Source organism: Olleya sp. AS48, assembly GCF_038900355.1.
Classification (GTDB): domain Bacteria; phylum Bacteroidota; class Bacteroidia; order Flavobacteriales; family Flavobacteriaceae; genus Olleya.
The window spans coordinates 1-25,497 of record NZ_JBBMRD010000006.1; the positions used below are offsets into that span (position 1 = coordinate 1).

Annotated in this window: 24 protein-coding genes and 2 tRNA genes; 12 read left to right on the forward strand and 14 right to left on the reverse strand. The window is 31.0% G+C overall.

Annotated features, from left to right (window positions below):
* The first annotated feature begins 421 nt into the window (after positions 1 to 421).
* From thrS to WNY60_RS08605, 5 genes are all read left to right on the forward strand, one after another.
* Positions 422 to 2,356 carry a threonine--tRNA ligase gene (gene thrS, locus WNY60_RS08585; protein ID WP_145000012.1) on the forward strand — a complete coding sequence of 645 codons (1,935 nt, stop codon included), beginning with the start codon at positions 422 to 424 and terminating at the stop codon, positions 2,354 to 2,356.
* 70 nt (positions 2,357 to 2,426) lie between these two features.
* Positions 2,427 to 2,936: a translation initiation factor IF-3 gene (gene infC, locus WNY60_RS08590; RefSeq protein WP_261375276.1), complete on the forward strand. Its 510-nt coding sequence runs from the start codon at positions 2,427 to 2,429 to the stop codon at positions 2,934 to 2,936.
* Positions 2,937 to 2,997: 61 nt separating this feature from the next.
* On the forward strand, positions 2,998 to 3,195 hold the full coding sequence (rpmI, locus tag WNY60_RS08595) for a 50S ribosomal protein L35 (protein ID WP_090839495.1): 198 nt from the start codon (positions 2,998 to 3,000) through the stop codon (positions 3,193 to 3,195).
* Between the two features lie 99 nt (positions 3,196 to 3,294).
* Positions 3,295 to 3,639 carry a 50S ribosomal protein L20 gene (rplT, locus tag WNY60_RS08600; protein WP_028282920.1) on the forward strand — a complete coding sequence of 115 codons (345 nt, stop codon included), beginning with the start codon at positions 3,295 to 3,297 and terminating at the stop codon, positions 3,637 to 3,639.
* A gap of 163 nt (positions 3,640 to 3,802) precedes the next feature.
* The gene (locus WNY60_RS08605; RefSeq protein WP_342862111.1) at positions 3,803 to 4,609 is read left to right on the forward strand and encodes an HAD family hydrolase; all 807 of its coding nucleotides are present in this window, start codon (positions 3,803 to 3,805) and stop codon (positions 4,607 to 4,609) included.
* On the opposite strand, the gene WNY60_RS08610 is transcribed toward WNY60_RS08605, so the two are convergent.
* The 12 genes from WNY60_RS08610 to tgt all read right to left on the reverse strand — a co-directional run bounded on the left by WNY60_RS08610 (position 4,602) and on the right by tgt (position 19,773).
* Complete coding sequence (locus tag WNY60_RS08610) at positions 4,602 to 5,684, reverse strand: adenylate/guanylate cyclase domain-containing protein (protein WP_342862112.1); 1,083 nt, start codon at positions 5,682 to 5,684, stop codon at positions 4,602 to 4,604. The genes WNY60_RS08605 and WNY60_RS08610 overlap by 8 nt on opposite strands.
* Positions 5,685 to 5,698: 14 nt before the next feature.
* Positions 5,699 to 5,968: an EF-hand domain-containing protein gene (locus tag WNY60_RS08615; protein WP_292944316.1), complete on the reverse strand. Its 270-nt coding sequence runs from the start codon at positions 5,966 to 5,968 to the stop codon at positions 5,699 to 5,701.
* A 174-nt stretch (positions 5,969 to 6,142) separates the two neighbouring features.
* Positions 6,143 to 8,974, reverse strand: a complete 2,832-nt coding sequence (locus WNY60_RS08620; protein WP_342862113.1) for a LamG-like jellyroll fold domain-containing protein — start codon at positions 8,972 to 8,974, stop codon at positions 6,143 to 6,145.
* 101 nt (positions 8,975 to 9,075) lie between these two features.
* Positions 9,076 to 9,744 (reverse strand): response regulator transcription factor, encoded by a 669-nt coding sequence (locus tag WNY60_RS08625; RefSeq protein WP_342862114.1) that lies wholly within the window; start codon positions 9,742 to 9,744, stop codon positions 9,076 to 9,078.
* Positions 9,737 to 11,437, reverse strand: coding sequence for a sensor histidine kinase (locus tag WNY60_RS08630; RefSeq protein ID WP_342862115.1), 1,701 nt, complete (start codon positions 11,435 to 11,437; stop codon positions 9,737 to 9,739). Before WNY60_RS08630 ends, WNY60_RS08625 begins: the two co-directional genes overlap by 8 nt.
* Position 11,438: 1 nt before the next feature.
* Complete coding sequence (locus WNY60_RS08635; protein ID WP_145001080.1) at positions 11,439 to 12,623, reverse strand: asparagine synthetase B; 1,185 nt, start codon at positions 12,621 to 12,623, stop codon at positions 11,439 to 11,441.
* A gap of 144 nt (positions 12,624 to 12,767) precedes the next feature.
* Positions 12,768 to 13,802 (reverse strand): AI-2E family transporter, encoded by a 1,035-nt coding sequence (locus WNY60_RS08640; protein ID WP_145000026.1) that lies wholly within the window; start codon positions 13,800 to 13,802, stop codon positions 12,768 to 12,770.
* Positions 13,803 to 13,820: 18 nt separating this feature from the next.
* Entirely contained in the window at positions 13,821 to 15,356 is a 1,536-nt protein-coding gene (gene dnaB / locus WNY60_RS08645; RefSeq protein ID WP_145000028.1) for a replicative DNA helicase, read from the reverse strand.
* A gap of 254 nt (positions 15,357 to 15,610) precedes the next feature.
* On the reverse strand, positions 15,611 to 16,564 hold the full coding sequence (locus WNY60_RS08650) for an acetyl-CoA carboxylase carboxyltransferase subunit alpha (protein WP_145000030.1): 954 nt from the start codon (positions 16,562 to 16,564) through the stop codon (positions 15,611 to 15,613).
* A gap of 109 nt (positions 16,565 to 16,673) precedes the next feature.
* Complete coding sequence (locus tag WNY60_RS08655) at positions 16,674 to 17,582, reverse strand: DMT family transporter (protein WP_342862116.1); 909 nt, start codon at positions 17,580 to 17,582, stop codon at positions 16,674 to 16,676.
* Positions 17,569 to 18,642, reverse strand: coding sequence for an LptF/LptG family permease (locus WNY60_RS08660; protein WP_342862117.1), 1,074 nt, complete (start codon positions 18,640 to 18,642; stop codon positions 17,569 to 17,571). Before WNY60_RS08660 ends, WNY60_RS08655 begins: the two co-directional genes overlap by 14 nt.
* Positions 18,643 to 19,773 (reverse strand): tRNA guanosine(34) transglycosylase Tgt, encoded by a 1,131-nt coding sequence (tgt, locus tag WNY60_RS08665; RefSeq protein ID WP_339809236.1) that lies wholly within the window; start codon positions 19,771 to 19,773, stop codon positions 18,643 to 18,645. It lies immediately after the preceding gene.
* Positions 19,774 to 19,984: 211 nt separating this feature from the next.
* Between tgt and WNY60_RS08670 the strand changes: the two genes are divergently transcribed.
* From WNY60_RS08670 to WNY60_RS08680, 3 genes are all read left to right on the forward strand, one after another.
* Positions 19,985 to 20,830: a transketolase gene (locus tag WNY60_RS08670; RefSeq protein ID WP_145000038.1), complete on the forward strand. Its 846-nt coding sequence runs from the start codon at positions 19,985 to 19,987 to the stop codon at positions 20,828 to 20,830.
* A 20-nt stretch (positions 20,831 to 20,850) separates the two neighbouring features.
* Positions 20,851 to 21,804, forward strand: coding sequence for a transketolase C-terminal domain-containing protein (locus WNY60_RS08675; protein ID WP_342862118.1), 954 nt, complete (start codon positions 20,851 to 20,853; stop codon positions 21,802 to 21,804).
* Positions 21,805 to 21,947: 143 nt separating this feature from the next.
* Positions 21,948 to 22,589 (forward strand): outer membrane beta-barrel protein, encoded by a 642-nt coding sequence (locus WNY60_RS08680; RefSeq protein ID WP_342862119.1) that lies wholly within the window; start codon positions 21,948 to 21,950, stop codon positions 22,587 to 22,589.
* Between the two features lie 69 nt (positions 22,590 to 22,658).
* Here the strand turns inward: WNY60_RS08680 and WNY60_RS08685 are convergent, their stop codons facing one another.
* A complete protein-coding gene (locus WNY60_RS08685) occupies positions 22,659 to 23,600 on the reverse strand; it encodes a hypothetical protein (RefSeq protein ID WP_145000044.1) in 942 nt (313 codons plus the stop codon).
* 79 nt (positions 23,601 to 23,679) lie between these two features.
* Between WNY60_RS08685 and WNY60_RS08690 the strand changes: the two genes are divergently transcribed.
* Positions 23,680 to 24,054, forward strand: coding sequence for an RNA-binding S4 domain-containing protein (locus tag WNY60_RS08690; protein WP_145000046.1), 375 nt, complete (start codon positions 23,680 to 23,682; stop codon positions 24,052 to 24,054).
* A 4-nt stretch (positions 24,055 to 24,058) separates the two neighbouring features.
* Positions 24,059 to 24,562 (forward strand): phosphoribosyltransferase family protein, encoded by a 504-nt coding sequence (locus WNY60_RS08695; protein WP_145000048.1) that lies wholly within the window; start codon positions 24,059 to 24,061, stop codon positions 24,560 to 24,562.
* Here WNY60_RS08695 and WNY60_RS08700 read toward each other — a convergent pair.
* Entirely contained in the window at positions 24,554 to 25,069 is a 516-nt protein-coding gene (locus WNY60_RS08700; protein WP_145000050.1) for a shikimate kinase, read from the reverse strand. The genes WNY60_RS08695 and WNY60_RS08700 overlap by 9 nt on opposite strands.
* Positions 25,070 to 25,194: 125 nt before the next feature.
* Here WNY60_RS08700 and WNY60_RS08705 point away from each other — a divergent pair.
* Together WNY60_RS08705 and WNY60_RS08710 are read left to right on the forward strand one after the other, a co-directional pair.
* Positions 25,195 to 25,267 (forward strand) — tRNA-Lys (locus WNY60_RS08705).
* Between the two features lie 65 nt (positions 25,268 to 25,332).
* Positions 25,333 to 25,405, forward strand: a tRNA-Lys gene (locus WNY60_RS08710).
* The last annotated feature ends 92 nt before the right edge of the window (positions 25,406 to 25,497 follow it).

Here is a 25,497-nt window from a genome sequence, read left to right on the forward strand (position 1 = left end):
TCCCACAACCCTTTTTTTAATCTTTTTTTAATTTTATTTTAATACAAACCTTTAATGCCTTATTGCTAACAGGTTATGAAATATTTTTATTTGAATTGGTTGTGATTTAAACTAATTACGGTGGTTTTAATAGACACTATGTTACTTTTACTAGTATAAATTAGTTTGAGATGCTTGCGTTAAGGATTGAACGGTCTGCTTGAGCTCTTTTTTGTTTCCTATTATATATTGGCTATTATATTGCGTATTACAAATAGACATTATGTATATGTATAATACTTATGTAAAAAAAAGCGAGTAGTGAAAGCCTGACCCTTTGGGTAACGCCATTATTTTATTGTGTGAATTTATTTAGTATTAGTTAAGAGTTGTATTGCCAATTACTAATATCCTATTATATTTGCGGTCTAATATTATATTGATGATAAAAATTACTTTACCGGACGGTAGTGTAAAATCTTTTGAAAAAGATTCTACACCTATGGATGTTGCTAAGAGTATTAGCGAGGGATTGGCAAGAAATGTTATTTCGGCAAGCTTTAATGGAACAACCGTTGAAACATCTACGAAATTAACAACAGATGGATCTTTGGTACTTTACACTTGGACTAACGATGAAGGAAAGAAAGCATTTTGGCATAGTTCTGCCCACGTATTAGCTCAGGCGATTGAGGAGTTATATCCTAATAGTAAATTAACTATTGGTCCTGCTATTGATAATGGTTTTTATTATGATGTTGATTTTGGTAATGAGACCATTACTGATAAAGATTTTAAAAACATTGAAACTAAAATGTTAGAGATTGCAAGAGGCAAACATGAGTTTGCTATGCGATCTGTTACTAAAGCCGATGCTTTATCTTTATATAAAGACAATGAATATAAGACTGAATTAATTGAAAATCTTGAGGATGGGACTATTACTTTTTGTGACCATTCTACTTTTACTGATTTGTGTCGTGGTGGACATATCCCGAACACAGGGATTATTAAAGCTGTAAAAATATTATCTGTTGCAGGTGCTTATTGGAGAGGTGATGAAAACAAACCACAATTAACACGTGTTTACGGAACATCTTTTCCAAAACAAAAAGAATTAACTGAATACTTAGCTTTATTAGAAGAAGCTAAAAAACGTGACCATAGAAAGTTAGGTAAAGAACTTGAGCTTTTTACTTTTTCTCAAAAAGTTGGAGCAGGTTTACCTTTATGGTTACCAAAAGGTGCTGCTTTACGTGAGCGTTTAGAAGATTTTTTAAAGGCTGCTCAGAAAAAAGCAGGTTATGAAATGGTTGTTACACCACATATAGGACAAAAGGAGCTTTATGTTACTTCTGGACATTATGCTAAGTATGGTGAAGATAGCTTCCAGCCAATTACTACGCCAAAAGAAGGTGAGGAATTTTTACTAAAACCAATGAACTGCCCACATCACTGTGAAATATATAACAGTATGCAATGGTCTTACAAAGATTTACCAAAGCGTTTTGCTGAATTTGGTACTGTTTATAGATATGAACAAAGTGGCGAATTACATGGTTTAACAAGAGTTAGAGGTTTTACGCAGGATGATGCCCATATTTTTTGTACTCCAGATCAATTAGATCAAGAGTTTAAAAATGTTATTGATTTAGTGTTGTATGTATTTGGATCTTTAGGATTTGAAAACTTTACTGCACAAGTATCATTGCGTGACCCAGAAAAGCCAGAAAAATATATTGGAAGTTTAGAAAACTGGGAAAAAGCAGAACAAGCTATTATAAATGCTGCGAAAGATAAAAATTTAAATTATGTTATAGAAACTGGCGAAGCTGCATTTTACGGACCTAAATTAGACTTTATGGTTAAGGATGCTTTAGGTAGACAATGGCAATTAGGAACTATTCAGGTTGATTATAATTTACCAGAACGTTTTGAATTATCTTATAAAGGTAGTGATAATGAAACACACAGACCTGTAATGATACACCGTGCGCCTTTTGGGAGTATGGAACGTTTTATAGCAATTTTACTGGAACATACAGGAGGAAATTTCCCGCTTTGGTTAATGCCAAATCAAGTTTCTATATTAACTCTTAGTGAGAAATACGAGAAATACGGTGAAAAAGTTTTAACTTTGCTAGAAAATCACGAAATTCGCGCACTTGTAGATAACAGAAGCGAGACCATTGGTAAGAAAATTAGAGAGGCTGAAATGAGTAAAACGCCTTATATGATTATCATTGGGGAACAAGAGGAAGCAGAAAACAAAATATCTGTAAGACAACATGGTGGTGAAGATTTAGGCACGATTAGTGTAGATACCTTTGCAGAAATTGTTAAAACAGAGATAAATAAAACAAAAAGACAATTTTAAAATTAAGTTTAACTAAAATATATAAGTCATAGCAATACGTAGAAAAAGATCAAGAGGTCCGGCAAGAATCATTAAGGAAGATCAGCACAACATTAACGGTAAGATTAGAGCAGAAAAAGTGCGTCTAGTTGGAGAAAATGTTGAAGTAGGAATTTATACCACTAAAGAAGCAAGAGAATTTGCAAGAGAGCAAGAACTTGACTTGGTGGAGATTTCGCCTAAAGCAGATCCGCCTGTATGTAAAATAATGGATTACAAGAAGTTTCTTTATGAACAGAAGAAGCGGGAAAAAGCATTAAAATCCAAGGCTACAAAAGTTGTTATCAAAGAAATTCGATTTGGTCCTCAAACAGATGACCATGATTACGAATTTAAAAAGAAACACGCCGAGAAATTCTTAAAAGAAGGTGCAAAGCTAAAAGCTTTTGTTTTCTTTAAAGGGAGATCAATTGTGTTTAAAGAGCAAGGACAAATATTATTATTACGATTAGCTCAAGATTTGGAAGAATTTGGAAAAGTAGAGCAAATGCCAAGACTTGAAGGAAAGCGTATGACCATGTTTATTGCTCCTAAAAAGTAAATAGTATCCTTTATTAAGGACCACAATATTATAAGCGAAATAATTAAAACTAGGAAACAAAATGCCTAAAATGAAAACAAAATCTAGTGCTAAAAAGCGTTTCAAGCTTACTGGTACTGGTAAAATTAAAAGAAAGCACGCTTTTAAAAGTCACATCTTAACAAAGAAGTCTAAAAAACGTAAGCTTAAGTTAACTCATGACGGTTTAGTACATAAAGCGGATGAGAACAATATTAAAGTAATGATGCGTTTAAAGTAACATTACCTTAATTGGTTACAAATTATTTATAAACCCTGGAGTTAGGCCTTTACAAAGTGTTAATTAATTAACCGCCTACTACAAAAAACAATTTAAATTATGCCTAGATCAGTAAATTCTGTTGCCAAAAGAGCCAGAAGAAAAAAGGTGCTTAAACAAGCAAAAGGTTACTTTGGACGTCGTAAAAACGTTTGGACAGTAGCAAAAAACGCGGTTGATAAAGCTATGCAATATGCATACAGAGACCGTAGAAACAAAAAGAGAACTTTCCGTGCATTATGGATCACGCGTATTAACGCTGGAGCAAGATTACATGGAATGTCTTACTCACAATTTATGGGTAAAGTAAAAGCTAATAATATCGAATTAAACCGTAAGGTTTTAGCTGATTTAGCAATGAACAATCCAGATGCTTTTGAAGCAATTGTGAATAAAGTAAAATAAAGGGCATTTTGCCATTTGTATAACAATACTTCGCTTATAAAATAGAAAATCCGATTCTTAATTGAATCGGATTTTTTTATGCCATTTAATTATAACTTAACTATAATAATTGTTTTATAACAAACTTATCCACTAGCTTTACATTTTAAATATTGAATTGCACATGTCATTAAGCCAAATTAAATTAATAGTATCCGATTTAGATGGAACTTTATTAAACGCTAATCATCAAGTAAGTGATGAGTTTTTTGAATTATTTAAAATCTTAAAAGAAAAAAACATATTGTTTGTAGCTGCTAGCGGAAGACCTTATTATAGCATGCTTGAAAAATTAAAAGTTATTAAAGATGATATTATTATAGTATCAGAAAATGGTGGACTAGCAATAAAACAAGATCATTTACTAATTTCAAATACTTTTAAAAAAAACAGCTTAACTACAATTTCTAAATTAGTAGTTGGATTACAGGATACTCATCCTGTATTTTGTACAAAAAATAAAGCTTACGTAATAAGTAAATCTGAAAAATTGTTATCACTTTTAAGTGAGTATTACTCAAATTACGACATTATTGATGATGTGTCTGAAATTACAGAAGACGTTTATAAAATAGCATTATATCATGAAGAAAGCTCTGAAAAGTACATCTACCCTTCCGTTAAACATTTGGAACAAAATTTTAAAGTAAAGGTATCTGCCAACCACTGGGTTGATATTTCAGAAAATATAGCTAATAAAGGCTATGCCATTAAACATATTCAAGAGCTATATAATATTAATGAATCTGAAACTATGGTTTTTGGAGATTATAATAATGATATAGAGATGCTAAAGTTAGGACACTATAGTTACGCTATGGATAATGCACATCCAAATGTAAAAACCATTGCTAACTACTTAACTAAATCAAATAATGAAAAAGGGGTTGAAATTGTAATCAAGCAGTTAATTGATAGTTTGATTAATTAAGTTTATTAATTGAAAATAACTTAAGAGTGCTTTCTTTACCTTTTAAAGTAATGTCACCCAATGATGTAAGCTTGTATTTATGTAATTTAAGTTTTTGAAGTAATGATTCGGATATAAGAAGCGTTTCATCATACTTATTACACTCTCCTTGTATTCTTGCAGATGTATTTATAACATCTCCATGGTAAGCAATTTCTTTTTTAATAGTCCCAACTTCTGTCACTATTAATGTTCCTCCATGCAATCCAGCTTTAAATTTAGGTATTATACCAAACTGTTTGAGGTATATTTTTTCTTTTTTAACTAACTTATCTTGAAATTTATAAAATAATTCGACACAATTATTTTGTTTTAAACCTTTCTTAAAAGTCCAACTAATCACAGCCTCATCACCAACATATTGATAAATATTTGCATCAAAATTATTTATTATCGAGTTAAGATCATAAAAGCATTGTTGAATCAATTGACTGTATTTATAGTGGCCTAATTGCTCTGCAATTGTGGTCGAAGATTGAAGATCTAGAAACATAAAAATACGCCGTTCTTCTCTTGGTCTTTTATATTTTCCAATTAACTGATTAAATAAAACGCCATGACCAAAGTTTTCTATCGCAATTTTTAAAAAAGAAAATATTAATGAGCATATATTAAAATACACAACTATTAGCCAAAACACTTTATTTTCCATCCACCAACCAGGTTCATTTGGAAGGTTTCTGTCTATTTGAACTTCTATTAAACCAACCACAAAATTTGTTGAAAGTATTAATAAAAGTAAATAAACAATTGTTTTAAGTAATATTAGTAAACCAGTAGAAAATTTGTACAGCAATAATTTATCAGAAATAAACTCGATTATCCCATAAAAAAAGCCAACAAGCACACCTATTAAAATACTAAATTGTAACCATTGTGTTATTGGTATTACTTGGTCGTAGTTAGTTACAAATGCCTTTCCTCCTTCCGTGCCTATTTCAAAATAACGGATAGTAATAAATAAGCAAAACGATAATACCCAAAAAAGTATTGTAATGATTTGTAATTTGAGGAATTGTAGTATTGATTGTTTCAAAAAAAAGACAGAATTTAAAGTGCTATTTCGTCAATTGCAGTTTTAAATTCTGACCAACTTATAAGTTGATCTCCATCTAAATCATAACCTTCTATTAATTTTGAAGCAACTATACCTCTAATAAACCCACTAATTTCTGCTTCTTGCAAAAGGTTTTTAATTTCTGATTTTGATAATTTTTTATCACCATCTTCATCAAAAAAATCAAATGCATTTTTTGGAGATTCGAAGTGGTTGGTGATTAATATTTCAATTTTTTTTAAGATTTGATCTTTTGTTGACATTTTAAGACTGTTTTAGATTAACTGTAATGTAGTAAAAATAATATTCTTATATAATATTGTTTAGTTAAACAACACTAAAATTTAATAATTTGCTATTAGTATCCGCTAGTTATATAGCAAAAAAAAGCAGTGTTGTAAATTACAACACTGCTTCTCGAACTTTACTAAACTTCCTTAGTGTTTAATAACTCGATTAATAGCTTCTTTTTGATTAATCTTAGTCTTAATAATATATATACCATTTTGATAATCTGTTAAATCTAATAGAAAAGCATCACTTCTGTTTTTTGAGTTTAAAAGTAGTCTTCCGTTTAGGTCGTATACTGTTATTTCAAAATCTTGTACTTTAGATAAAGTAACCTTAACCTTATCTGTTGTTGGATTTGGAAATACCTTTACTTCATTAATTAAAAAATTAGACACTGACAGTGTTTCATCTGTTACAGTAACTTCATTTGAAATAACATTGCAACTAGCAGTACCATTCATTACAACTCTAAATTGTAAACCAACAACAAATGAAACATTATCTCCTGAAATTGTTAACGTATTAGTTGTAAAACCAGTTACATCCGGATCTGTAAATGAATCGTCTAAAGGCATCCATGAACCACCTTCACCATCTTCAAGAAACACTTCCCATTGGTAAGATGTGACATTTGATGCTGAAACAGTAAAAACAACAGCAGTATCTGTTTCTGTAATAGTTTGATCCTGAGGTTGCACTGTAACTATAGGTGCTGCTCCAATAGGAGAACCAGCTAACCAATTACTAGTATTACCTGTTAAACTAAAGTTTATCAAATTACCATTATATGCATTTGCTGTCGCATCTATTAAAGTTGTTACTGATGTATTATCTGTAGCATCTGTTCCTTGATTAAACTGATAATATGCTAGTAAATTAGCTTCGTCACCTTGCAATTGACAATTACCTGTAGTATTAACATCGTCAATAGATAAGGCTGTATTCCAAATTCTAACTTCATCTATTTCTCCTTCAAAATAAACTCCTGGAGTTAAATTACTTGCTCCTAGAACTATATATCCAAAATTTTGGTTAGAAAAACTAGTATCTGTTCCTATTAATGTACCATCCACATAAAGACGTCTTTCTGAAAACGTAACAATCTCTGTAACATGATGCCAATTATTATCATTAAATGTGGCTGTTGATGTGATATAATTTTCTGTATTGTTATAAACATAAGACACTAAGTTTCCGTTTTGTAAATAAATGGTTTTATTAAAACCTCCAGAGTTAGGCATTCCTGTATCAGAAAAGTTAAAAATTGTACTGTTAGCGCTTGTAGTTTTAAACCAAAACTCATGAGTATAGTTAAAGTTTTGAGTAGTAAATGTTCCTATGTTTATATTAACATAGTCGTCAATACCATCAAAATTTAAGTGTGTTGCTGGCTCTAATACATTTACTACTATTTCAGTTCTTTCACTTTCACATCCATTTGCATTAGCACTTGTTACCCAATATGATGTTGACCCAGTGGTCATTGTGCTTGGTGTAGGCGCAATTGCTGATCCAACTCCTCCTGTTTCTGCTGTATACCATAATAATTCTGATCCATTGGCTCCTAAAGTTGCAGTTAATGGCGTTGCACTATCATTTTGTGTATAATTTACTGGACTACTAACACTTGCTTCAGAAGGAACAATTGATCCACTTACAATTGGAGATCCTGCTAACCAATTAGAGGTGTTTCCTGTTAAAGCAAAATTAGTTAACGACCCATTATTAGTATTGATAGTTGCATCATTTAAGGTTGTGAAAGCTGCATTTTCATTAGCATCAAGGCCTTCATTAAAATTATAATAAGCAATAAGACCTGTTTCATCACCTTGTAACTCGCAATTTTTACTACCATTAATTTGTTCTTCTGTTCTTACGACATTCCAAATACGAACTTCATCAATAGATCCATTAAATAAGTTACTTGCATCATTATAAGAACCTATATGAATATCATTACCATTAATTGGTGCTGGAACATTATTATTTGAATCTATCAAAATTCCGTCTTTATATAATTTTAAAGTTTGAGTGGCGTAATCATAACTAACCACTACATGATACCAAGTATTTAATGATAATACATTTGAATCTTCTACAGCATTCCAGAAACCATTATGACCAGCAGATAACACTCCATTAGGTGCCCAAAAAGCATTTTGTCCAAAACTATCTGAGCCTGAAATTATATTACTTGTCTGATTAATTGCATCTATAGAAATCCATGCCTCTTTTGTGTATGATTCTGGCAATATATTACCACAATCAATAAAATCATCCACTCCATCAAAACTTAAGTGTGTAGCGGAATCACCTACATAAACATTTATTGCTTGCCTTTTACTTTCGCAACCAGTAAAATCACTTTGAGTTACATAATAGGTAGTAACACTTGAAGCGTTAGTATTTGGAATAGGTGCACTAGTAATTGGCATTCCACCAGAATTTGAAGTATACCATTTAAGGTTCGTTCCGTTTGCTGTCAAGGCATTAGCTAACTGACCAACAGTGTAGTAAACATCCTCTACTAAAGGATTAGAAGGCATTGTTACTTCTGGACTTGTAGCGGTAAGTGTAAAACTTTCAAAAATAAAATTTGATGATGTCGTATTACCAATTGTCCATTTAATTAGAAACCCTTCAATTGGTAATAAATTATTAGGAACATTAAAAGAATTACTAGTAGGACTGTCGGTTACATTAATAGTATTTATCAAATTCTCTCCAGAACCATTAACAGCATACATTTTAATAGTTCCGTTTCCTCCGGTTTCTAAATTAAAAGTATAATTTACATTAATATTGGTGTGACATTTTGAGAAATTTGAAAAATTTTCTATTTCGTATTCTTGTCCCGATGTCCAACTTGATTGTTGATATATACCAATTACCTTGCTGTAAACGTGATCAAAGTTTTGAGCTTTAGATAAATTGAGACTTATAAAAGCTAATAAAAAAAAGTAAAGTTTTAATTTCATAAATAATAGGTTAGTTAGATTTTTAAGAATCGTAAAACTAACTTTTCCTCTATGAAATACCAATAACACGGGTTGAAACGCGTCACTTTGTATGTAAAATGCTATTTAAATTGTTTGGCATACGTCCTTGATAAAGGAATATCTAAACCATTAATAACTACTGTGTTTGATGTTACTTTCTCTATCTTATTTTTATTTACTAAATAAGAACGATGCGTTTGTTTAAAACTATCTGTAGGAAGTTTATCCATTACACCCATCAATGATTGTCTAATAGTAAATCTTTTAGTAAGCGTATAAATATTTACATAATTACCTTCTGCAACAAAATATCTAATGTCCGAAAAGTTTAAATTAACAATATCGTATCCATCTTTAAATTGAAAGATTTGCGATTGCTTTTTATAAAACGCTAAATTTATTGAAGCTAATAGATCTAATCGTTTTATAGGTTTGGTTAAGTAAGCGTCTGGATTGGATTTTAATGCTTCATTCATTAAAACTAAGTCGTTTTGACCTGTGATAAAAATAATGGTCGCATTATTATTTTTAACTTTGGCTAACTCAATGCCCTCATTTTTCCCTTGTAAATTAATATCCATTAAAATAATATCAGGTAAAAAATCAGTCATTTTATTTAAAGCTGTTTCTTTATTATTGGCAATAACTACGTTTGTAAATTGCTCTTCAAGTAATAACTCCTCTATGTAATCTGCTATAATAATCTCGTCCTCTACGATTAGGATTTTGGTGTCCAGTAATTTATTCATTATTTATTTTTTTAGACATCGAAAAATTAAAACCATTATCTGTATTTATATTATAATCCATTTCTAATTGACGACAAATTTTATCTACCAGTTTAGGTTTTATTGACTTATTAGCCAAGCTTATACCATTATCACTATATATAAATAATAGCAACCCATTATTAACCCTTAATGTAAAATCTATCACCTTATAATCTTGTTCTTTAAAGGCATGTTTGATAGAATTAATTAATAACTCAGTTAGTAGTAATCCAAAATACATCGCTTGATCTGTGGCTATTTCTAAAGAATTGACATCAAAGTTAGTAGTAATATCATTTTCTTTAAACACATCAAAAAAACTAGTTTTTACATCTTTTAAGTAATTAGCAATATCTATAGTTTGTTTGTCTTCGTTTTTATATAAATGTTTATGTAAAGTAGAAATAGCTTCCACCTTTATTAAAATATTTTTTAGTCGAATTTTTTCTGTCTCCGAGGCTTTTTTAAGTTGATTAGTAATAAGTATAACTACTAATTGTAAGTTATTATTAATCCTGTGGTTTGCTTCACTTAATAAAAATTCGTTTTCTGAAGACAGTATTTGTAATTGCTTATTGCTTTTTTTTGAGCGTTTAAGAAAATAAGCTATTAGGACTGCAACTACAATTGAAAACACAAACAATACTAGTGCAATATATAAGTTTACCTTATTGGAGGCTAATGCTTTTTTTTGATTTATAATTTCCAAATTATTAATCTTAATCTGACTCTCTTTATCTGCCAGCTTGTATTGTGTTTCTAGATTAAATAATAATTCTTCTTTTTTTATTTCATCATATTTGGTTGTTAACTCTAATCTTTGTTTTAAATACTCGTATGCTTTTTCTATATTATTTAGTCTAAAATATAAATTTTGAATATTTTGATTAAAGATAATCTCATTGTATAAAAACTTATTTTTTTTAGAAAAATCTGCAGCATAAAGTGACGCTTTTAATGCTTTTTCTAATTGATTGCTTCGTGCCAATACCATTACATAACTAATGTAAGCATCTGCTTCTTGCTGCTTCATATTATTGCTTTTAGCAAAAGCTATAATTTCATCCAAATATTTTAGAGAAGTTTTATAATCCTTTTTACGCTCATAAACCCCAGAAATTTCTAATAATGAATAAAAAACAGCATCATTATCGTTTGTTTTTTTTGCAAGTACTAAGGATTTATTTGAATAATAAAGCGTGGAATCATTCAACTGGTAATGCTCTGTAAAAAGTGCGGCTTTACGATTGTAATACTTGGATAAATATAAATCATTTATAGGCGTATTTTTTAATATAACTAACGCCTTATCTAACTCTTTTACTGCATCAAGATGCATAGCTCTTTTTCTAAAAAACTCTGCTTTTTTTACATAATACAAAAACTCTAATTGCTTGTCTTTAATTTTGCTTATCGTAATAAAAGACTTGCTGTAGTTTTCATTAGCATTAGTATAATCTAATTTTAATTTATAAGCATCTGCCAATCCAAAAAGTAAGTGTACCTGTTGTTTTTGACTGCTTGGGCTAAGCAAGTGCTTTTTGTAGTAAATTATGGCTGTATCTAATTTATTTTGATCAATTAAATTTTGACCATAAACTAGAACACTATCTGTTTGAGTAAAAGAAATTTGGAAAAAAAAGATAGAAATACATAGAAATAAATATTTCATATTACGTTTTCTGCTTTTTCTTTTTAGCAGCAGGAAATAAGACATTATTTAAAATAAGTCTATAACCAGGTGATGTTGGATGCAAGGATAATTCGGTTTTTGGATCGCCAACTTGGTGCGTATAATCTTCTGGATCATGTCCACCGTAAAAAGTAAAAAAGCCTTTTCCTTTTATACCATGGATGTATTTAGCTTCACCATTTGTTTTGTTTTCTCCCATAATTAAAACATTGGACTTAATTTGGTCTCTGGTAAAAGAAGTTGTTTGTCCCATAAAACCTTTTACTAAAGCTGTATGATTTTGACAAAGCATAGTTGGTATTGGATCCCATTTTGCCGAAAAATCCATTAAAGAAAAGTAATCTGTTTCTTTTGGTATATTGCGTTTCATGGTCATATCAATGCTAGAAAACTCATACACTAAAGGACTACGCTCTAAAGTATAATCTTTAAAAGCAAATGTTTTATCAAAATCAATTTTTGCTTGATAGTTACCATCACTAGCGTCTCCATCAAACATAGGTTCGCAAATATCAATTCCATCTGCAGACAAGGCGATATCAAAACTTTCTGTTGCGCTACACATGGCAAACATAAAACCACCACCAACTACATAATCTCTTATTTTTAATGAAACGTCACGTTTCTCTTCAGATACTTTGGTATAACCTAATTTAGTAGCTAATGCTTCTGCGTCTTTTTTTTCTTGAATATACCATGCTGCTTGGCGATATCTACCATAAAATTTCCCAAATTGTCCTGTAAAATCCTCATGGTGAAGATGCAACCAATCGTACAACAGTAATTCGTCTTTTAATACTTCTTCATCGTAGATCGTTTCGTAAGGTATTTCGGCATAACTTAATACCATAGTTACTGCATCATCCCAAGGTAATTTACCTTGAGGTGTGTACACAGCAATTTTAGGTGCTTTTTCCAAAACCACAGCTTCCATATTTTTACTTGGACTTGCTATTTCTTTTAAAATTTGCTCTGTCTTTGTATCAGAAATAATTTCGAAACTTACACCTCTAATTTTACACTCACGCTGGATTGACTCGCTATCAGGTAATAAAAAAGAACCACCTCTATAATTAAGTAACCACTTAACTTTAACGTCTTTTTCTAAACTCCAATACGTAATTCCGTAAGCTTTTAAATGATTTTTTTGGGTATCAGCATCCATTGGTATTAAGATATAGGATGCAAACCCTTTAGAAACAAACAGAAATAAGAATAGAAATACTGTAAATTTATTCATTTAAAAATACTTTTTTATAACTTGAAAGATACTTAAAAAAGCAACTGTTATAAAAGGATTAATAGTAAATTAACTAGTAGAGCCTGAGAGTAATTCTGAAATAATTTTTGTTCGAGGAAATTGTTCGAAAATAATTTTAAGAAATACTGTAATTGGAATAGCCATAATTAAACCAGGAATACCCCAAATGTAACCCCAAAACATTAACATCACTAAAACAGCAATAACATTAATAGAAAAGGATTTACCCATAAATATAGGCTCTAAAATACTACCATATAATACTTGTGTTCCTGTTATTGAAATTATAAAAAATAATAATTTACTAGATGTTTCTAACTCGACAAATGCAAAAATAGATAGCAAAATTACTGTAATAAACGAACCTACCATTTGAACAAAATTAATTAAGAACGCAAATAAACCCCAAAATATAGGGAAACTTACATCAAAAAAGTAACATGCTACACCTGTAAAAACACCAGTTAAAAAGCTTACTAAAAACTTAACTTTAATAAATTTAATCAAGTCTTTTTCTATTTTCATAAACGTTTTAATAGACGTGTGCTTTTTTCTTAAAATGGTCCTATTAATTAATTTTTCAACATTAATGGACTCTGCTAACCATAAGACCACAAAAAACGTCGTCATTAATAAAGCTGTCAAAAATTTACTAATAAAACTAATTGTTGGTGATAAATTATCTAACAAGGCTTCTTTATTAACTAACCTAGTTAAAGACCTGCTACCTTCTACTTTTTCTACACCAAAAAAAGCTTCGACATTATCAACTAGTGTATTGATTTTTGTTTCTGCTTTAGCAAAAAATTGAGAATCTGATGCTAAAATTTCTCTACTTGATAGCTTTACTAATTCTACTCCAAGCTTTACACCTAAAGCTATAACAAGTAATACAATAAAAACACTGACTGCTTTAGGCAATTTGCGCTTACGTAAAAAACGCATTAATGGTAAAAACAACAATGCTATAAACATTGAAAAAACCAGAGGTACAAATATAAATGACAGTACTTTTAATAAGTAAAATATTATAGGTATTACAATTATTAAAAGTAGGTAGTTAGTTGTTTTTATTTTATCCATTTAAATAGTTACTTATTATTAAAAAGGCACGTCGTTATCATCCTCTTCTGGTGCACCAAAAGCATCATTAGCTGACGGGAAATTGTCTGGAGCAAATGTATTATCATTTGCAGCAGCATTCATTTTACTATGAAATTCTTGACCAAATGGTGTGTCAAAATCATCCAAATTATCAAACTTACCTAAATGACCGATAAATTTAAGTCTAATACTTTCCAAACCACCATTACGGTGTTTTGCTACAATAAACTCACCTTGACCTTCTGTTGGAGAGCGTTCTTCATCATCCCACTCGTCAATTTTATAATATTCTGGTCTGTAAATAAAACTTACAATATCGGCATCTTGCTCAATCGCACCAGATTCACGTAAATCGGATAGTAAAGGACGTTTACTTCCTCCACGAGTTTCTACAGCACGCGATAATTGAGATAGTGCAATTACAGGCAAACTTAACTCTTTAGCCAATGCTTTTAAGTTACGGGAAATAGTCGATATTTCTTGTTCACGGTTACCTCCAGATCCTGCAGCTGTCATCAACTGTAAATAATCAATCATGATCATTCTAATACCATGCTGAGAAGCTAAACGTCTAGCTTTTGCACGTAAATCAAAAATAGAAAGCGACGGTGTATCATCAATAAAAAGTGGTGCTTTTTCTAACGCTTTTACTTTTACGTTAAGCTGCTCCCACTCGTGTTTTTCAAGTTTACCAGTTCTTAATTTTTCTGAAGACAATCCTGTCTCACTAGAAATTAAACGAGTAATTAACTGTACAGATGCCATCTCTAAAGAGAAAAAAGCAACTGGAATATTTGAGTTTACTGCAACGTTTCTAGCCATTGTTAAAGTAAAGGCTGTTTTACCCATACCTGGACGTGCTGCAATAATAATTAAATCACTTTCTTGCCAACCAGAGGTTAACTTATCTAGTTTATTAAAACCAGATGGCACACCACTCATCCCCTCTTTTTTGGAGATTTCTTCAATTTTTTTCTTAGCTTGAATTACTAAGTCTTGTGCAGTTTCACTGGATTTTTTAATGTTTCCTTGTGTGACTTCGTATAACCTAGATTCTGCTTTATCTAAAAGGTCAAATACATCTTGAGTTTCGTCGTAAGCTTCTTCAATTATTTCAGAAGAAATTTTAATTAAACTTCTTTGGATAAACTTTTGCAGAATTATACGAGCATGAAACTCGATATGGGCAGAAGAGGATACTTTTTGTGTTAAAGAAATTAAATAAAAATCTCCTCCTGCTAAATCTAATTTTGAATTTGTTTTTAATTGTGTCGAAACTGTTAATAAGTCAATTGGTTGACTTTCTTGAAACAACATAAATATGGCTTCAAAAATGTGTTGATGTGCTTCTTTATAAAAGGCATCAGCACTTAAAATGTCAATCACTTCATCAACCCCTTTCTTGTCAATCATCATTGCACCAAGTACTACTTCTTCAAGATCCAACGCTTGTGGTGGAATCTTACCTTTTTCAAGGTTTATAATAGTGCTCCTGTCAACTTGATAGCCTTTTATTTGATTGGGTTGCTTCATTTATTGAATATAGTTTTGAGTTATAACTCCGTAATTTATTGATTAAATATTTAAAAAAACCAGATGAAAATTCACCTAATTCTTGACTTAGCGAAAGTAAATAAATTGTTAAGAAATATTAGGATACAAAGTTACTCAATCTTAACAGGTCGTCAACATTTATACTGTTAATAAGTCTGTTTTTTTGTTAATAAGCATAAAAAAAACCTGAAGCATTACACTTCAGATTTTGTTAGCAAATGGTTTTATAAGGTCTACCCTTTAAAAACACCCATATCACAATATTTTTCTATACGCTTATTTACTAAATCTTTTGGTGATAAGTTTTTAAACTCGTCGTATGCACCAAGAATAGCTTCTGTTACAGATTTAAAAGTTGTTTCTCTATCAGAATGTGCACCTCCTAAAGGTTCTTTAATGATATCATCTACAATCTTCATTTTTTTCATGTCTGTAGCTGTTAATTTTAAAGCTTCAGCAGCTAATTCTTTATATTCCCAGCTTCTCCATAAAATTGAAGAACAAGATTCTGGAGATATAACAGAGTACCATGTGTTTTCTAACATCATAATCTTATCTCCTACACCAATACCTAAAGCTCCACCAGAAGCACCTTCACCTATTACTATTGTAATAATTGGCACTTTTAAACGTGTCATCTCTAAAATATTTCTAGCAATAGCCTCACCTTGTCCACGCTCTTCAGCTTCTAAACCAGGATAAGCACCAGGCGTATCTAATAATGTTACTACTGGTATTCCAAATTTTTCAGCAGACTTCATTAATCTTAAAGCCTTACGGTAGCCTTCTGGATTAGCCATACCAAAATTACGGTATTGTCTAGTTTTTGTATTAAACCCTTTTTGTTGACCAATAAACATAAAGCTTTGGTCACCTATTTTACCTAGTCCACCAATCATGGCTTTATCATCTTTAAAGTTTCTGTCTCCATGTAACTCTAAAAACGACTCTCCACATATAGCTTTAATATAATCTAAAGTATAAGGTCTATCAGGATGACGTGACATTTGTACTCTTTGCCAAGGCGTCAGGTTTTTATATATATCTTTTTTGGTAGCAATAAGCTTTTTCTCGATTTGCTTGCAAGTTTGTGTCACATCTACATCACTCTCTTCTCCAATAACTTGACACTTTCCTAATTGCTCTTCCAGTTCTTTAATTGGTAATTCAAATTCTAAATATTCCATAGGGAACGATAGTTTTGTTTATATGTTAGCATGCAAAATTACATTTTTTTTACTTCAAATTTTAAGATTATGATTAAAATGCGCACATTTTAACGTTAAAATTTGATAATCAATTAGTTTGTGGGCTTTTATTCTTTCTGAATTTTTTTAAATTTTTAAGGACTCCATTAAGTAATACAACCCCTAAAATTATAAATGCACCAATGTAAAATGAAGGTGACATAGTCTCAGATTCTGGAAATAGCATCAATGCCAAAATGATTCCATAAATAGGCTCTAAATTATAAGTTAACACTACTGTATAAGGACTAATATAGCGCATGACATAAACAGAGGCTATAAATGCATAGGCTGTGCAAACGGATGCTAACACAAACAACCATAAACCGTCTGATAGCGATATATTAAAATGATTTAAATTAAAACCATCTCCAAAAAGCAAGATGTAAAGTGAAATAAAAAAAACTCCACTTAAAAACTCGTAAAATGAAATCTTGGTTGCAGAATGCTCCTCTAAAAACTTTCCGTTTAGGACTGCAAATAATGAGGATAAAAATGCAGAAATAATTCCTAAAATCATTCCGTCAATATATTTAAACTCACTTTTTACAATTAAATACACACCTAAAATCACGATAAGACCAAAAACAATCTCATAAGCAATAATTTTACGTTTATAGATTATAGGTTCTATAAAGGATGCAAAAAAAGCACCTGTGGAGAACATTGCTAAAGCAATAGAAGCATTAGCTACTTGTATGGCTCCAAAAAAAGTAATCCAATGTAATGCTATTATTACTCCTGCAATGGATAATTTAATCAATGCTTTTTTGGTAATAGAAATATCGACTTTGGCAATTTTAATGTAAATAAACATTAAAACCGTAGCCATTAACATCCTATACCACACTAGACTAACAGCGTTGATTGTTATTAATTTACCGATAATAGCAGTAAATCCAGCTATAAAAACTAGGACATGTAAGTGAAGGTAATTTTTTAATTTATCGTTTTGCATTACGTAACAGGAAAAAGGCTAAAACCCCAAAAATTATATTAGGAAACCAAACTGCTAGCAATGGTGAAAAGTTAGACTGAGAGGCTAGTGTACCAAATATCTTATCAAAAAAGACAAAAACCATGGCTATGCAAATCCCAAATGCTAAATTGACTCCCATTCCGCCTCGACGTTTTCTAGACGATACAGCTACTGCAATAATTGTAAGTATAAATACTGAAACTGGTAAACTCCATTTTTGATATTTAGCTAACTTGTAACGACCTATATATTTAGAGCCTCGTTTTTCTTCTCTATCAATAAATCTAACTAGCTCATCGTACCTTAAGGTTTCAGCTATGTAACTTTCTGGTGTTAAATCTTCTAAATCAAATGAAAAGATTGTGTCTTTTTTTCGTTGAATATCCAACACATCATCATTATCTCCAATGGTTCTTTTAAAGTAATTACGGAGTATGTAAGCTGAATCCTGTTCGATATATCTTAGGTTAGATGCACTAATTTTATAGGACATTTTACCTTCTTCAAAATGCTCTAAAGTAAAATTTACTCCTGTTTTATTTTTTGTATCAAAGCTTGTAACGTAAATAATATCGTTGTCATTAATCTGCTTTAATACATTGGTATTATTATTTTCTTTTTTACCTGAGAGGTATTTATATTTAAAATTATTAAACCCTTTACTAGCGTTAGGTGCTAGATATAATCCTAAGACAATGGATAATAAAGCAACAATTACGCCTCCAATTAAGTAAGGTCTTAAAAATCGTGTAAACGATACACCTGAGCTTAAAAACGCTACAACCTCTGTATTATTTGCTAATTTTGATGTAAACCAAATTACTGATAAGAATAAAAATAACGGAAAAAGTAGATGTGCAAAGTATATTGTAAAGTCTAACAAGTACTGCATGACTTCGCCGAAAGGCACATTGTTTTCTAGTATTTTACCAATTTTTTCTGCTAAATGCACTGTAATACCAATTGGTATAAACAACAGTAGCATGACCGCAAAAGTCATTAGATAACGTTTTAATATGTACCAGTCTAATATTTTCACTTATAGACGATTATTCATTTGTTTTACCATTTTATCTTTCCAAGCTCTAAAGTCTCCTGCTAAGATATGCTTTCTTGCTTCTCTAGTCAACCATAAATAAAAACCTAAGTTATGTATGGTTGCGATTTGCTTACCTAATAATTCATTTGTATTAAATAAGTGACGTAAGTATGCCTTACTATATTCCGTGTCTACGTAAGTAATACCCATCTCATCAATTGGCGAAAAATCGTCGCGCCATTTAAGGTTTTTAATATTTATGGATCCGAAGGCAGTAAATAACATTCCGTTTCTTGCATTTCGTGTTGGCATTACACAGTCAAACATATCTACACCTAATGCAATATTTTCTAGTATATTAATTGGTGTACCAACACCCATTAGATAACGTGGTTTATCCCATGGTAGTATATCTGTTACAACCTCTGTCATAGCATACATTTCTTCTGCTGGCTCGCCTACTGACAAACCACCAATAGCGTTACCTTCTGCTCCAACACCTGCAATATACTCGGCTGATTGCTTACGTAAATCTTTATACGTACTACCTTGAACAATCGGAAAAAAAGATTGTGAGTAGTCGTACTTTAAAGGTGTTTTATCAAGATGTGTTAAACAACGCTCTAACCAACGATGCGTCATGTGCATGGATCGTCTAGCGTAGTTATATTCGCAAGGATAAGGTGTACACTCGTCAAATGCCATAATAATATCTGCTCCAATACTACGTTGGATTTCCATTACGTTTTCTGGCGTAAAAGTGTGGTAGCTACCATCAATATGAGACTTAAACTTAACACCTTCTTCTTTAATCTTGTTATTTCCTGATAAAGAGTAGACTTGATAACCTCCAGAATCCGTAAGTATATTACGATCCCAGTTCATAAATTTATGTAATCCACCAGCTTTTTCTAAAACATCTATTTGAGGTTTTAAATATAAGTGATAGGTATTACCTAAGATAATATCTGGATTAATATCGTTTTTTAATTCTCTTTGATGCACACCTTTTACAGTTCCAGCAGTACCAACAGGCATAAAAATTGGTGTTTCAATTACACCATGATCTGTAGTTATTACTCCTGCTCTAGCGTTACTTTGTGTGTCTTTTGCTTTTAAATCGAAAGTCATTATATCTCTTTAATCTTCAGCTAGCAAATATATGTAAGAAAAATGCAAAGGGTATTAAATACTTCCTAAAATTGAAAATTTTGTTAATACTTTTTTTAAAATGAATGAATTGTTAAGAAATCTAGCCATTTGGTTAATAAGTGTCCTCAATAATCTTGGTTGTGGGCTATTAAAATCCTAATTTTGGAACAAAATATTTAACCCATAAAACATGGCAAGCACACAACAATTAGAAGATTTAACCACACAGGTACGTAGAGACATTTTACGTATGGTACACAAAGTAAATTCTGGACATCCAGGAGGATCATTAGGTTGCGCAGAATTTTTAGTAGCACTTTATGATAACATCATGGATAGAAAAGAAGGTTTTGATATGGATGGCATTGGAGAAGATCTTTTCTTTTTATCAAATGGACATATTTCACCTGTATTTTATAGTGTACTTTCTAGAACGGGTTATTTTCCTGTAGAAGAATTAAACACCTTTAGATTAATTAACACAAGACTACAAGGTCACCCAACAACACATGAAAAACTGCCAGGTGTTAGGATTGCATCAGGATCTTTAGGTCAAGGTTTAAGTGTTGCTTTAGGTGCTGCCCAAGCAAAAAAATTAAATGGAGACAAACATTTAGTATATAGCTTACATGGAGATGGCGAAATGCAAGAAGGTCAAAACTGGGAAGCAATTATGTATGCATCTGCTAAAAAAGTAGATAACATTATTGCAACTATAGATCTAAATGGACAGCAAATTGATGGGTCAACAGATACTGTATTACCAATGGGAAGTTTTAGAGCTAAATTTGAAGCTTTTGGATGGACAGTTATAGACATTGAAGCTGGTAATAATATTGATGCTATTTTAAAAGGAATGGCAGAAGCAAAAAGTTTAACAGGTAAAGGAAAACCTGTTTGTGTATTACTAAAAACAATAATGGGTAATGGTGTAGATTTTATGATGCATACACATGCTTGGCATGGTAAAGCACCTAATGACGAGCAATTAGCTATTGGATTAGAGCAAAACCCTGAAACTTTAGGCGACTATTAATCAACTTGAATTAAGACAACATGAAAACATATACAAATACAGGAAGTAAAGATACAAGATCAGGTTTTGGAGACGGATTAACAGAGTTAGGAAGAACAAATCCTAATGTTGTAGCACTTTGCGCAGATTTAATTGGGTCTTTAAAAATGGATCAGTTTATTGAAGAAAACCCAGAACGTTTTTTTCAGATTGGAATTGCAGAAGCTAATATGATGGGTATTGCTGCAGGTTTAACTATTGGAGGAAAAATTCCTTTTACAGGTACATTTGCTAACTTTTCTACAGGTCGTGTTTATGATCAAATTAGACAAAGTATTGCATATTCTGACAAAAACGTTAAAATCTGTGCATCTCACGCAGGTTTAACTTTAGGAGAAGATGGTGCAACACACCAAATACTTGAAGATATTGGATTAATGAAAATGTTACCAGGTATGACTGTAATAAACACTTGTGATTACAATCAAACCAAAGCTGCTACTATTGCAATTGCAAGTCATGAAGGACCAGTTTACCTACGTTTTGGACGTCCAAAAGTAGCTAACTTTACTCCAGAAGATCAAACTTTTGAAATTGGTAAAGCTGTACAATTACAAACAGGTACTGATGTAACAATTGTTGCTACGGGACATTTAGTTTGGGAAGCTTTAGAAGCTGCAAAAACCTTAAATGATAAGGGTATTTCTGCCGAAGTAATAAACATACATACTATAAAGCCATTAGATGCTAATGCTATTATAGAGTCTGTTAAAAAAACTAAATGTGTTGTTACTGCTGAAGAGCATAACCACTTAGGAGGATTAGGAGAAAGTATTGCACGTGTTTTATCACAACATCAACCTACACCACAAGAGTTTATTGCTACAAACGATACTTTTGGTGAGTCAGGGACACCAGCGCAATTAATGGAAAAGTACGGTCTAAATGCTGATGCTATTGTTAAAGCAGCAGAAAAAGTGATTACAAGAAAGTAAAAACACTATCTCATTACATAGTAAAGCGTTTAAAACCTTGTGTTTTAAACGCTTTTTTATTTTGTAAAACACTGTCTATTAAGCATTCAAATAATTTGGCATAATTATCGTTATAACTAGTGTTAATCAAAAAAACGACAATTATGAACATTTTACAAAAATTTCAGAATGGCTTAGGGTATAATTCAGACTTAAGTAAAAAAGTAATTTTAACATCTATTGGAATACTTATATTTTCAGCTTTAGGTTATGCCCAAAATGGAAATGGATTTGGTTTTAAAGGTGGTGTAAATTACAATGGTAATGGAGATTACTTTGAGTCTATTTCTAACAGTTATCAAAATCCAGATAGAAGCGTTGGCTACCATATTGGTGTTTTTGGAAAAATTGGCACCAAAATATACTTTAGACCAGAATTGGTTTATACTACTACAAAAAGCGATTATACTGCTGGCGAATTTGAATTACAAAAATTAGATGCTCCATTATTAATTGGCTTAAAAGTTTTAGGTCCTATACATGTTTTTGCAGGTCCATCTTTACAATATATAATGGATAGCGAATTTGAAAATGCTACAATTGACACTATAGAAGATGACTTTTCTGTAGGATTAAATTTTGGAATAGGATTAAGCTTGGATAAGATTGGTATAGATTTAAGATACGAGAGAGGCTTTAATAATAACGAAGCGACTATTATTAATAATAATGTATCAGTATTAAATCCAAATAGATTAGATACGCGACCAGAACAACTAATACTTAGTATATCTGTTATGTTATAAATTTCAAACAATCATAAAAAAAAAGAGCCACTTTATAAAGTGGCTCTTTTTTTTTATAATATTTAATTTTTAGTTTGATAAATTAGTATCAAAATCTAAATAGTTTGGTATTCCGTCTCCATCAGTATCATCATTAGTTGGGTCTCCATCTTGATCGATATCTTCATCAATAGTTAACACACCATCATTATCATCGTCATTATCAATAAAGTTAGCTACACCATCACCATCAGTATCTTCATTTAAACCATCACCATCACCATCTAAATCTTCTAAATGTGAAGGGATTGAATCTAAATCATAATCGGTATCAATTCTAGTTAGTAATCCAAATGTAAAATTAATAGGAGAATAACTTGGTATAGATGTTGTTCCTGTTGAAAAATAACCTAACCCAGAAGGAATAAAAGCTGCTCCAATACCATAGTTATGGTTTGTTGTAGTTCCATCACCATTTTCAGTATAGCCATCACGCATTCTAAATTCAACTAAAGCTTCTCTAAAACCATCAACTACTCCAAAAGACGAACCTACAGATGATAAATTAAAAGTAAGACCATCAACATCTGCTCCATCAAACTCTGTCCCATCCAATAAAGTACCATTATATGTTACATTTACTGCATCCAAAGGGTGTGTTGCTTGTCCTAAACCTTCTCTAACACTTAAATAATATAGTTTATAATCTACATCACCTTGAGTAACCGTTTTAAATAATAACTCTGGTCTATCTAGTAATGCTATCGCATCTAAATTGTTATTTGCTTCACTAATTGTATCAAAAACAATTTTAAACGTATCGTTAGCTAATGAGTATGGATTAGCAAAATCAAATTCATCATAATTATATGTATGTGTGGCTAAAAACGCCTCTATCTCAACAATGTTCTCATCATAAACCTCTTGGCTATCTCTAGGCACAAAAGTAAATGTATCTCCATCATCTGTACCACATGAAAATGCAGTAACTAACACAACTAATAACGCAAAAGTGATTTTTCTTAAATTCATTATTCTTATTTTTGATGTGCAAGATACATTTTAATATAATTTTGCACAATAACCTTAACGTCAATTTTAGATAATTTGTATGCGAGTAGATAAGTATTTATGGTGTGTTAGACATTTTAAAACAAGAAACATAGCAACGACTGCATGTAAAAAAGGCCACATTAAGGTAAATGGTAGTGTAGCTAAAGCTAGTAGAGAAGTTTATCCAACAGATATAATTGAACTTAGAAAAGACCAGGTTAACTATAAATTGACCGTTTTGGATATTCCTCCAAACAGGGTTGGTGCTAAACTTGTAGATATTTATCGTGTAGATAACACGCCTAAATCCGCTTTTGAAGCACAAGAAATGCTTAAATTAGCCAAGGATTATTACCGAAAAAAAGGTGTTGGAAGACCAACAAAAAAAGACAGAAGAGATTTAGACAATTTAAACGCAGAAAACGAGCAATAGTATTATGAGTGTTTTAAAAGATGTAATATTAGATAATAGTGCCATTAACAATAAGTTAAGACGAATTGCTTTTCAAATATATGAGGCAAATATAAATGAGGAAGAAGTTGTCTTAGCTGGTATAGATGCGAATGGTTATATTTTAGCAAAAAAACTGAAAACCATTTTAGCAAAAATATCTCCAATCCAACCAACGCTTTGTAAAATATCCATAGACAAGAAAAACCCAAGAGACCTAATAAAGACCTCTCTAAAACCGGAACAATATCAAAACAAATCGGTTGTTTTAATTGATGACGTGTTAAATTCAGGTACTACTTTAATTTACTGTGTAAAACACTTTTTAGAAGTCCCTTTAAAACAATTTAAAACTGCTGTTTTAGTAAACCGAAATCATAAAAAATTTCCGGTAAAAGCAGATTATAAGGGTATATCGTTGTCAACCTCTTTAAATGAGCATGTTCAGGTAGATCTAGAAGGTAAAGAGTGGAAAGCTTATTTAAATTAACTTTTTTAAAATATTATTAATTGTCTCTTCTTCATCATTAGTAGCTTCAACAACTACGCTTGCTTGATTATAAAAATAAGAGCGCTCAAATAAATGTTTAGCAATAAAGTCTTTTAAAGCAACTTTAGTTTCTAGATGACTAATTAATGGTCTTGTTTTATTTAAAAATAATCGGTCTGTCAAAATATCTAAATTAGTTCTTAAATAAATAGTCTTAAAATCATCTAGTTTATTTAACCATTCCATAGTATTATAAAAACAAGGTGTACCTCCTCCTAACGCAATTATTGTTTGATCTGTATTGGAGGTTATTTGTTTTAAATAGGTCTGCTCAAGTTTTCTAAAATGGATTTCTCCTTTAGTTTTAAATATATCAGAAACACTCATTTTTTCAAACTCCTCAATATAATTATCTAAATCAATAAATTTAAATCCCATTTTTTCTGCCATTTTCTGACCAATTGTTGACTTTCCTGAAGCCATATATCCAATAAAAATTAAATTCATTTTTAAGCTTATAAATTGATTATTAAAACCATACATATTTGAGAAACAAAAAAACAAAAAAAAAATCAAAAATAGCCTTGTATTATTAATAAAAGCTATTATATTTGCACCCTCGTAAAACAAATGACCAGATAGCTCAGTTGGTAGAGCATCTCCCTTTTAAGGAGATGGTCCTGGGTTCGAGCCCCAGTCTGGTCACTTATTTTCAAGCTATAGTTTGAATTTATTTTGTGACTATTACAAAATATAAAAATTGTTTTACTGACCAGATAGCTCAGTTGGTAGAGCATCTCCCTTTTAAGGAGATGGTCCTGGGTTCGAGCCCCAGTCTGGTCACAAAAAGCTAAGCGTCTTGCTTAGCTTTTTTTTTGCTTCACACCTAACATTAGGAACCTATATACATTCTATTTCTTAAAAATATTTAATCT

Coding starts and splice junctions, on each gene's coding strand:
- WNY60_RS08625 (WP_342862114.1), bottom strand. CDS start 9,744: ATGAATAAATTACTGGACACCAAAATCCTAATCGTAGAGGACGAGATT.
- WNY60_RS08680 (WP_342862119.1), top strand. CDS start 21,948: ATGAACATTTTACAAAAATTTCAGAATGGCTTAGGGTATAATTCAGAC.
- WNY60_RS08640 (WP_145000026.1), bottom strand. CDS start 13,802: ATGGATAAAATAAAAACAACTAACTACCTACTTTTAATAATTGTAATA.
- WNY60_RS08635 (WP_145001080.1), bottom strand. CDS start 12,623: ATGGATGCTGATACCCAAAAAAATCATTTAAAAGCTTACGGAATTACG.
- WNY60_RS08695 (WP_145000048.1), top strand. CDS start 24,059: ATGAGTGTTTTAAAAGATGTAATATTAGATAATAGTGCCATTAACAAT.
- WNY60_RS08620 (WP_342862113.1), bottom strand. CDS start 8,974: ATGAAATTAAAACTTTACTTTTTTTTATTAGCTTTTATAAGTCTCAAT.
- WNY60_RS08615 (WP_292944316.1), bottom strand. CDS start 5,968: ATGTCAACAAAAGATCAAATCTTAAAAAAAATTGAAATATTAATCACC.
- WNY60_RS08700 (WP_145000050.1), bottom strand. CDS start 25,069: ATGAATTTAATTTTTATTGGATATATGGCTTCAGGAAAGTCAACAATT.
- WNY60_RS08630 (WP_342862115.1), bottom strand. CDS start 11,437: ATGAAATATTTATTTCTATGTATTTCTATCTTTTTTTTCCAAATTTCT.
- WNY60_RS08670 (WP_145000038.1), top strand. CDS start 19,985: ATGGCAAGCACACAACAATTAGAAGATTTAACCACACAGGTACGTAGA.
- WNY60_RS08650 (WP_145000030.1), bottom strand. CDS start 16,564: ATGGAATATTTAGAATTTGAATTACCAATTAAAGAACTGGAAGAGCAA.
- WNY60_RS08655 (WP_342862116.1), bottom strand. CDS start 17,582: ATGCAAAACGATAAATTAAAAAATTACCTTCACTTACATGTCCTAGTT.
- tgt (WP_339809236.1), bottom strand. CDS start 19,773: ATGACTTTCGATTTAAAAGCAAAAGACACACAAAGTAACGCTAGAGCA.
- WNY60_RS08690 (WP_145000046.1), top strand. CDS start 23,680: ATGCGAGTAGATAAGTATTTATGGTGTGTTAGACATTTTAAAACAAGA.
- dnaB (WP_145000028.1), bottom strand. CDS start 15,356: ATGAAGCAACCCAATCAAATAAAAGGCTATCAAGTTGACAGGAGCACT.
- WNY60_RS08675 (WP_342862118.1), top strand. CDS start 20,851: ATGAAAACATATACAAATACAGGAAGTAAAGATACAAGATCAGGTTTT.
- rpmI (WP_090839495.1), top strand. CDS start 2,998: ATGCCTAAAATGAAAACAAAATCTAGTGCTAAAAAGCGTTTCAAGCTT.
- thrS (WP_145000012.1), top strand. CDS start 422: ATGATAAAAATTACTTTACCGGACGGTAGTGTAAAATCTTTTGAAAAA.
- WNY60_RS08605 (WP_342862111.1), top strand. CDS start 3,803: ATGTCATTAAGCCAAATTAAATTAATAGTATCCGATTTAGATGGAACT.
- WNY60_RS08685 (WP_145000044.1), bottom strand. CDS start 23,600: ATGAATTTAAGAAAAATCACTTTTGCGTTATTAGTTGTGTTAGTTACT.
- rplT (WP_028282920.1), top strand. CDS start 3,295: ATGCCTAGATCAGTAAATTCTGTTGCCAAAAGAGCCAGAAGAAAAAAG.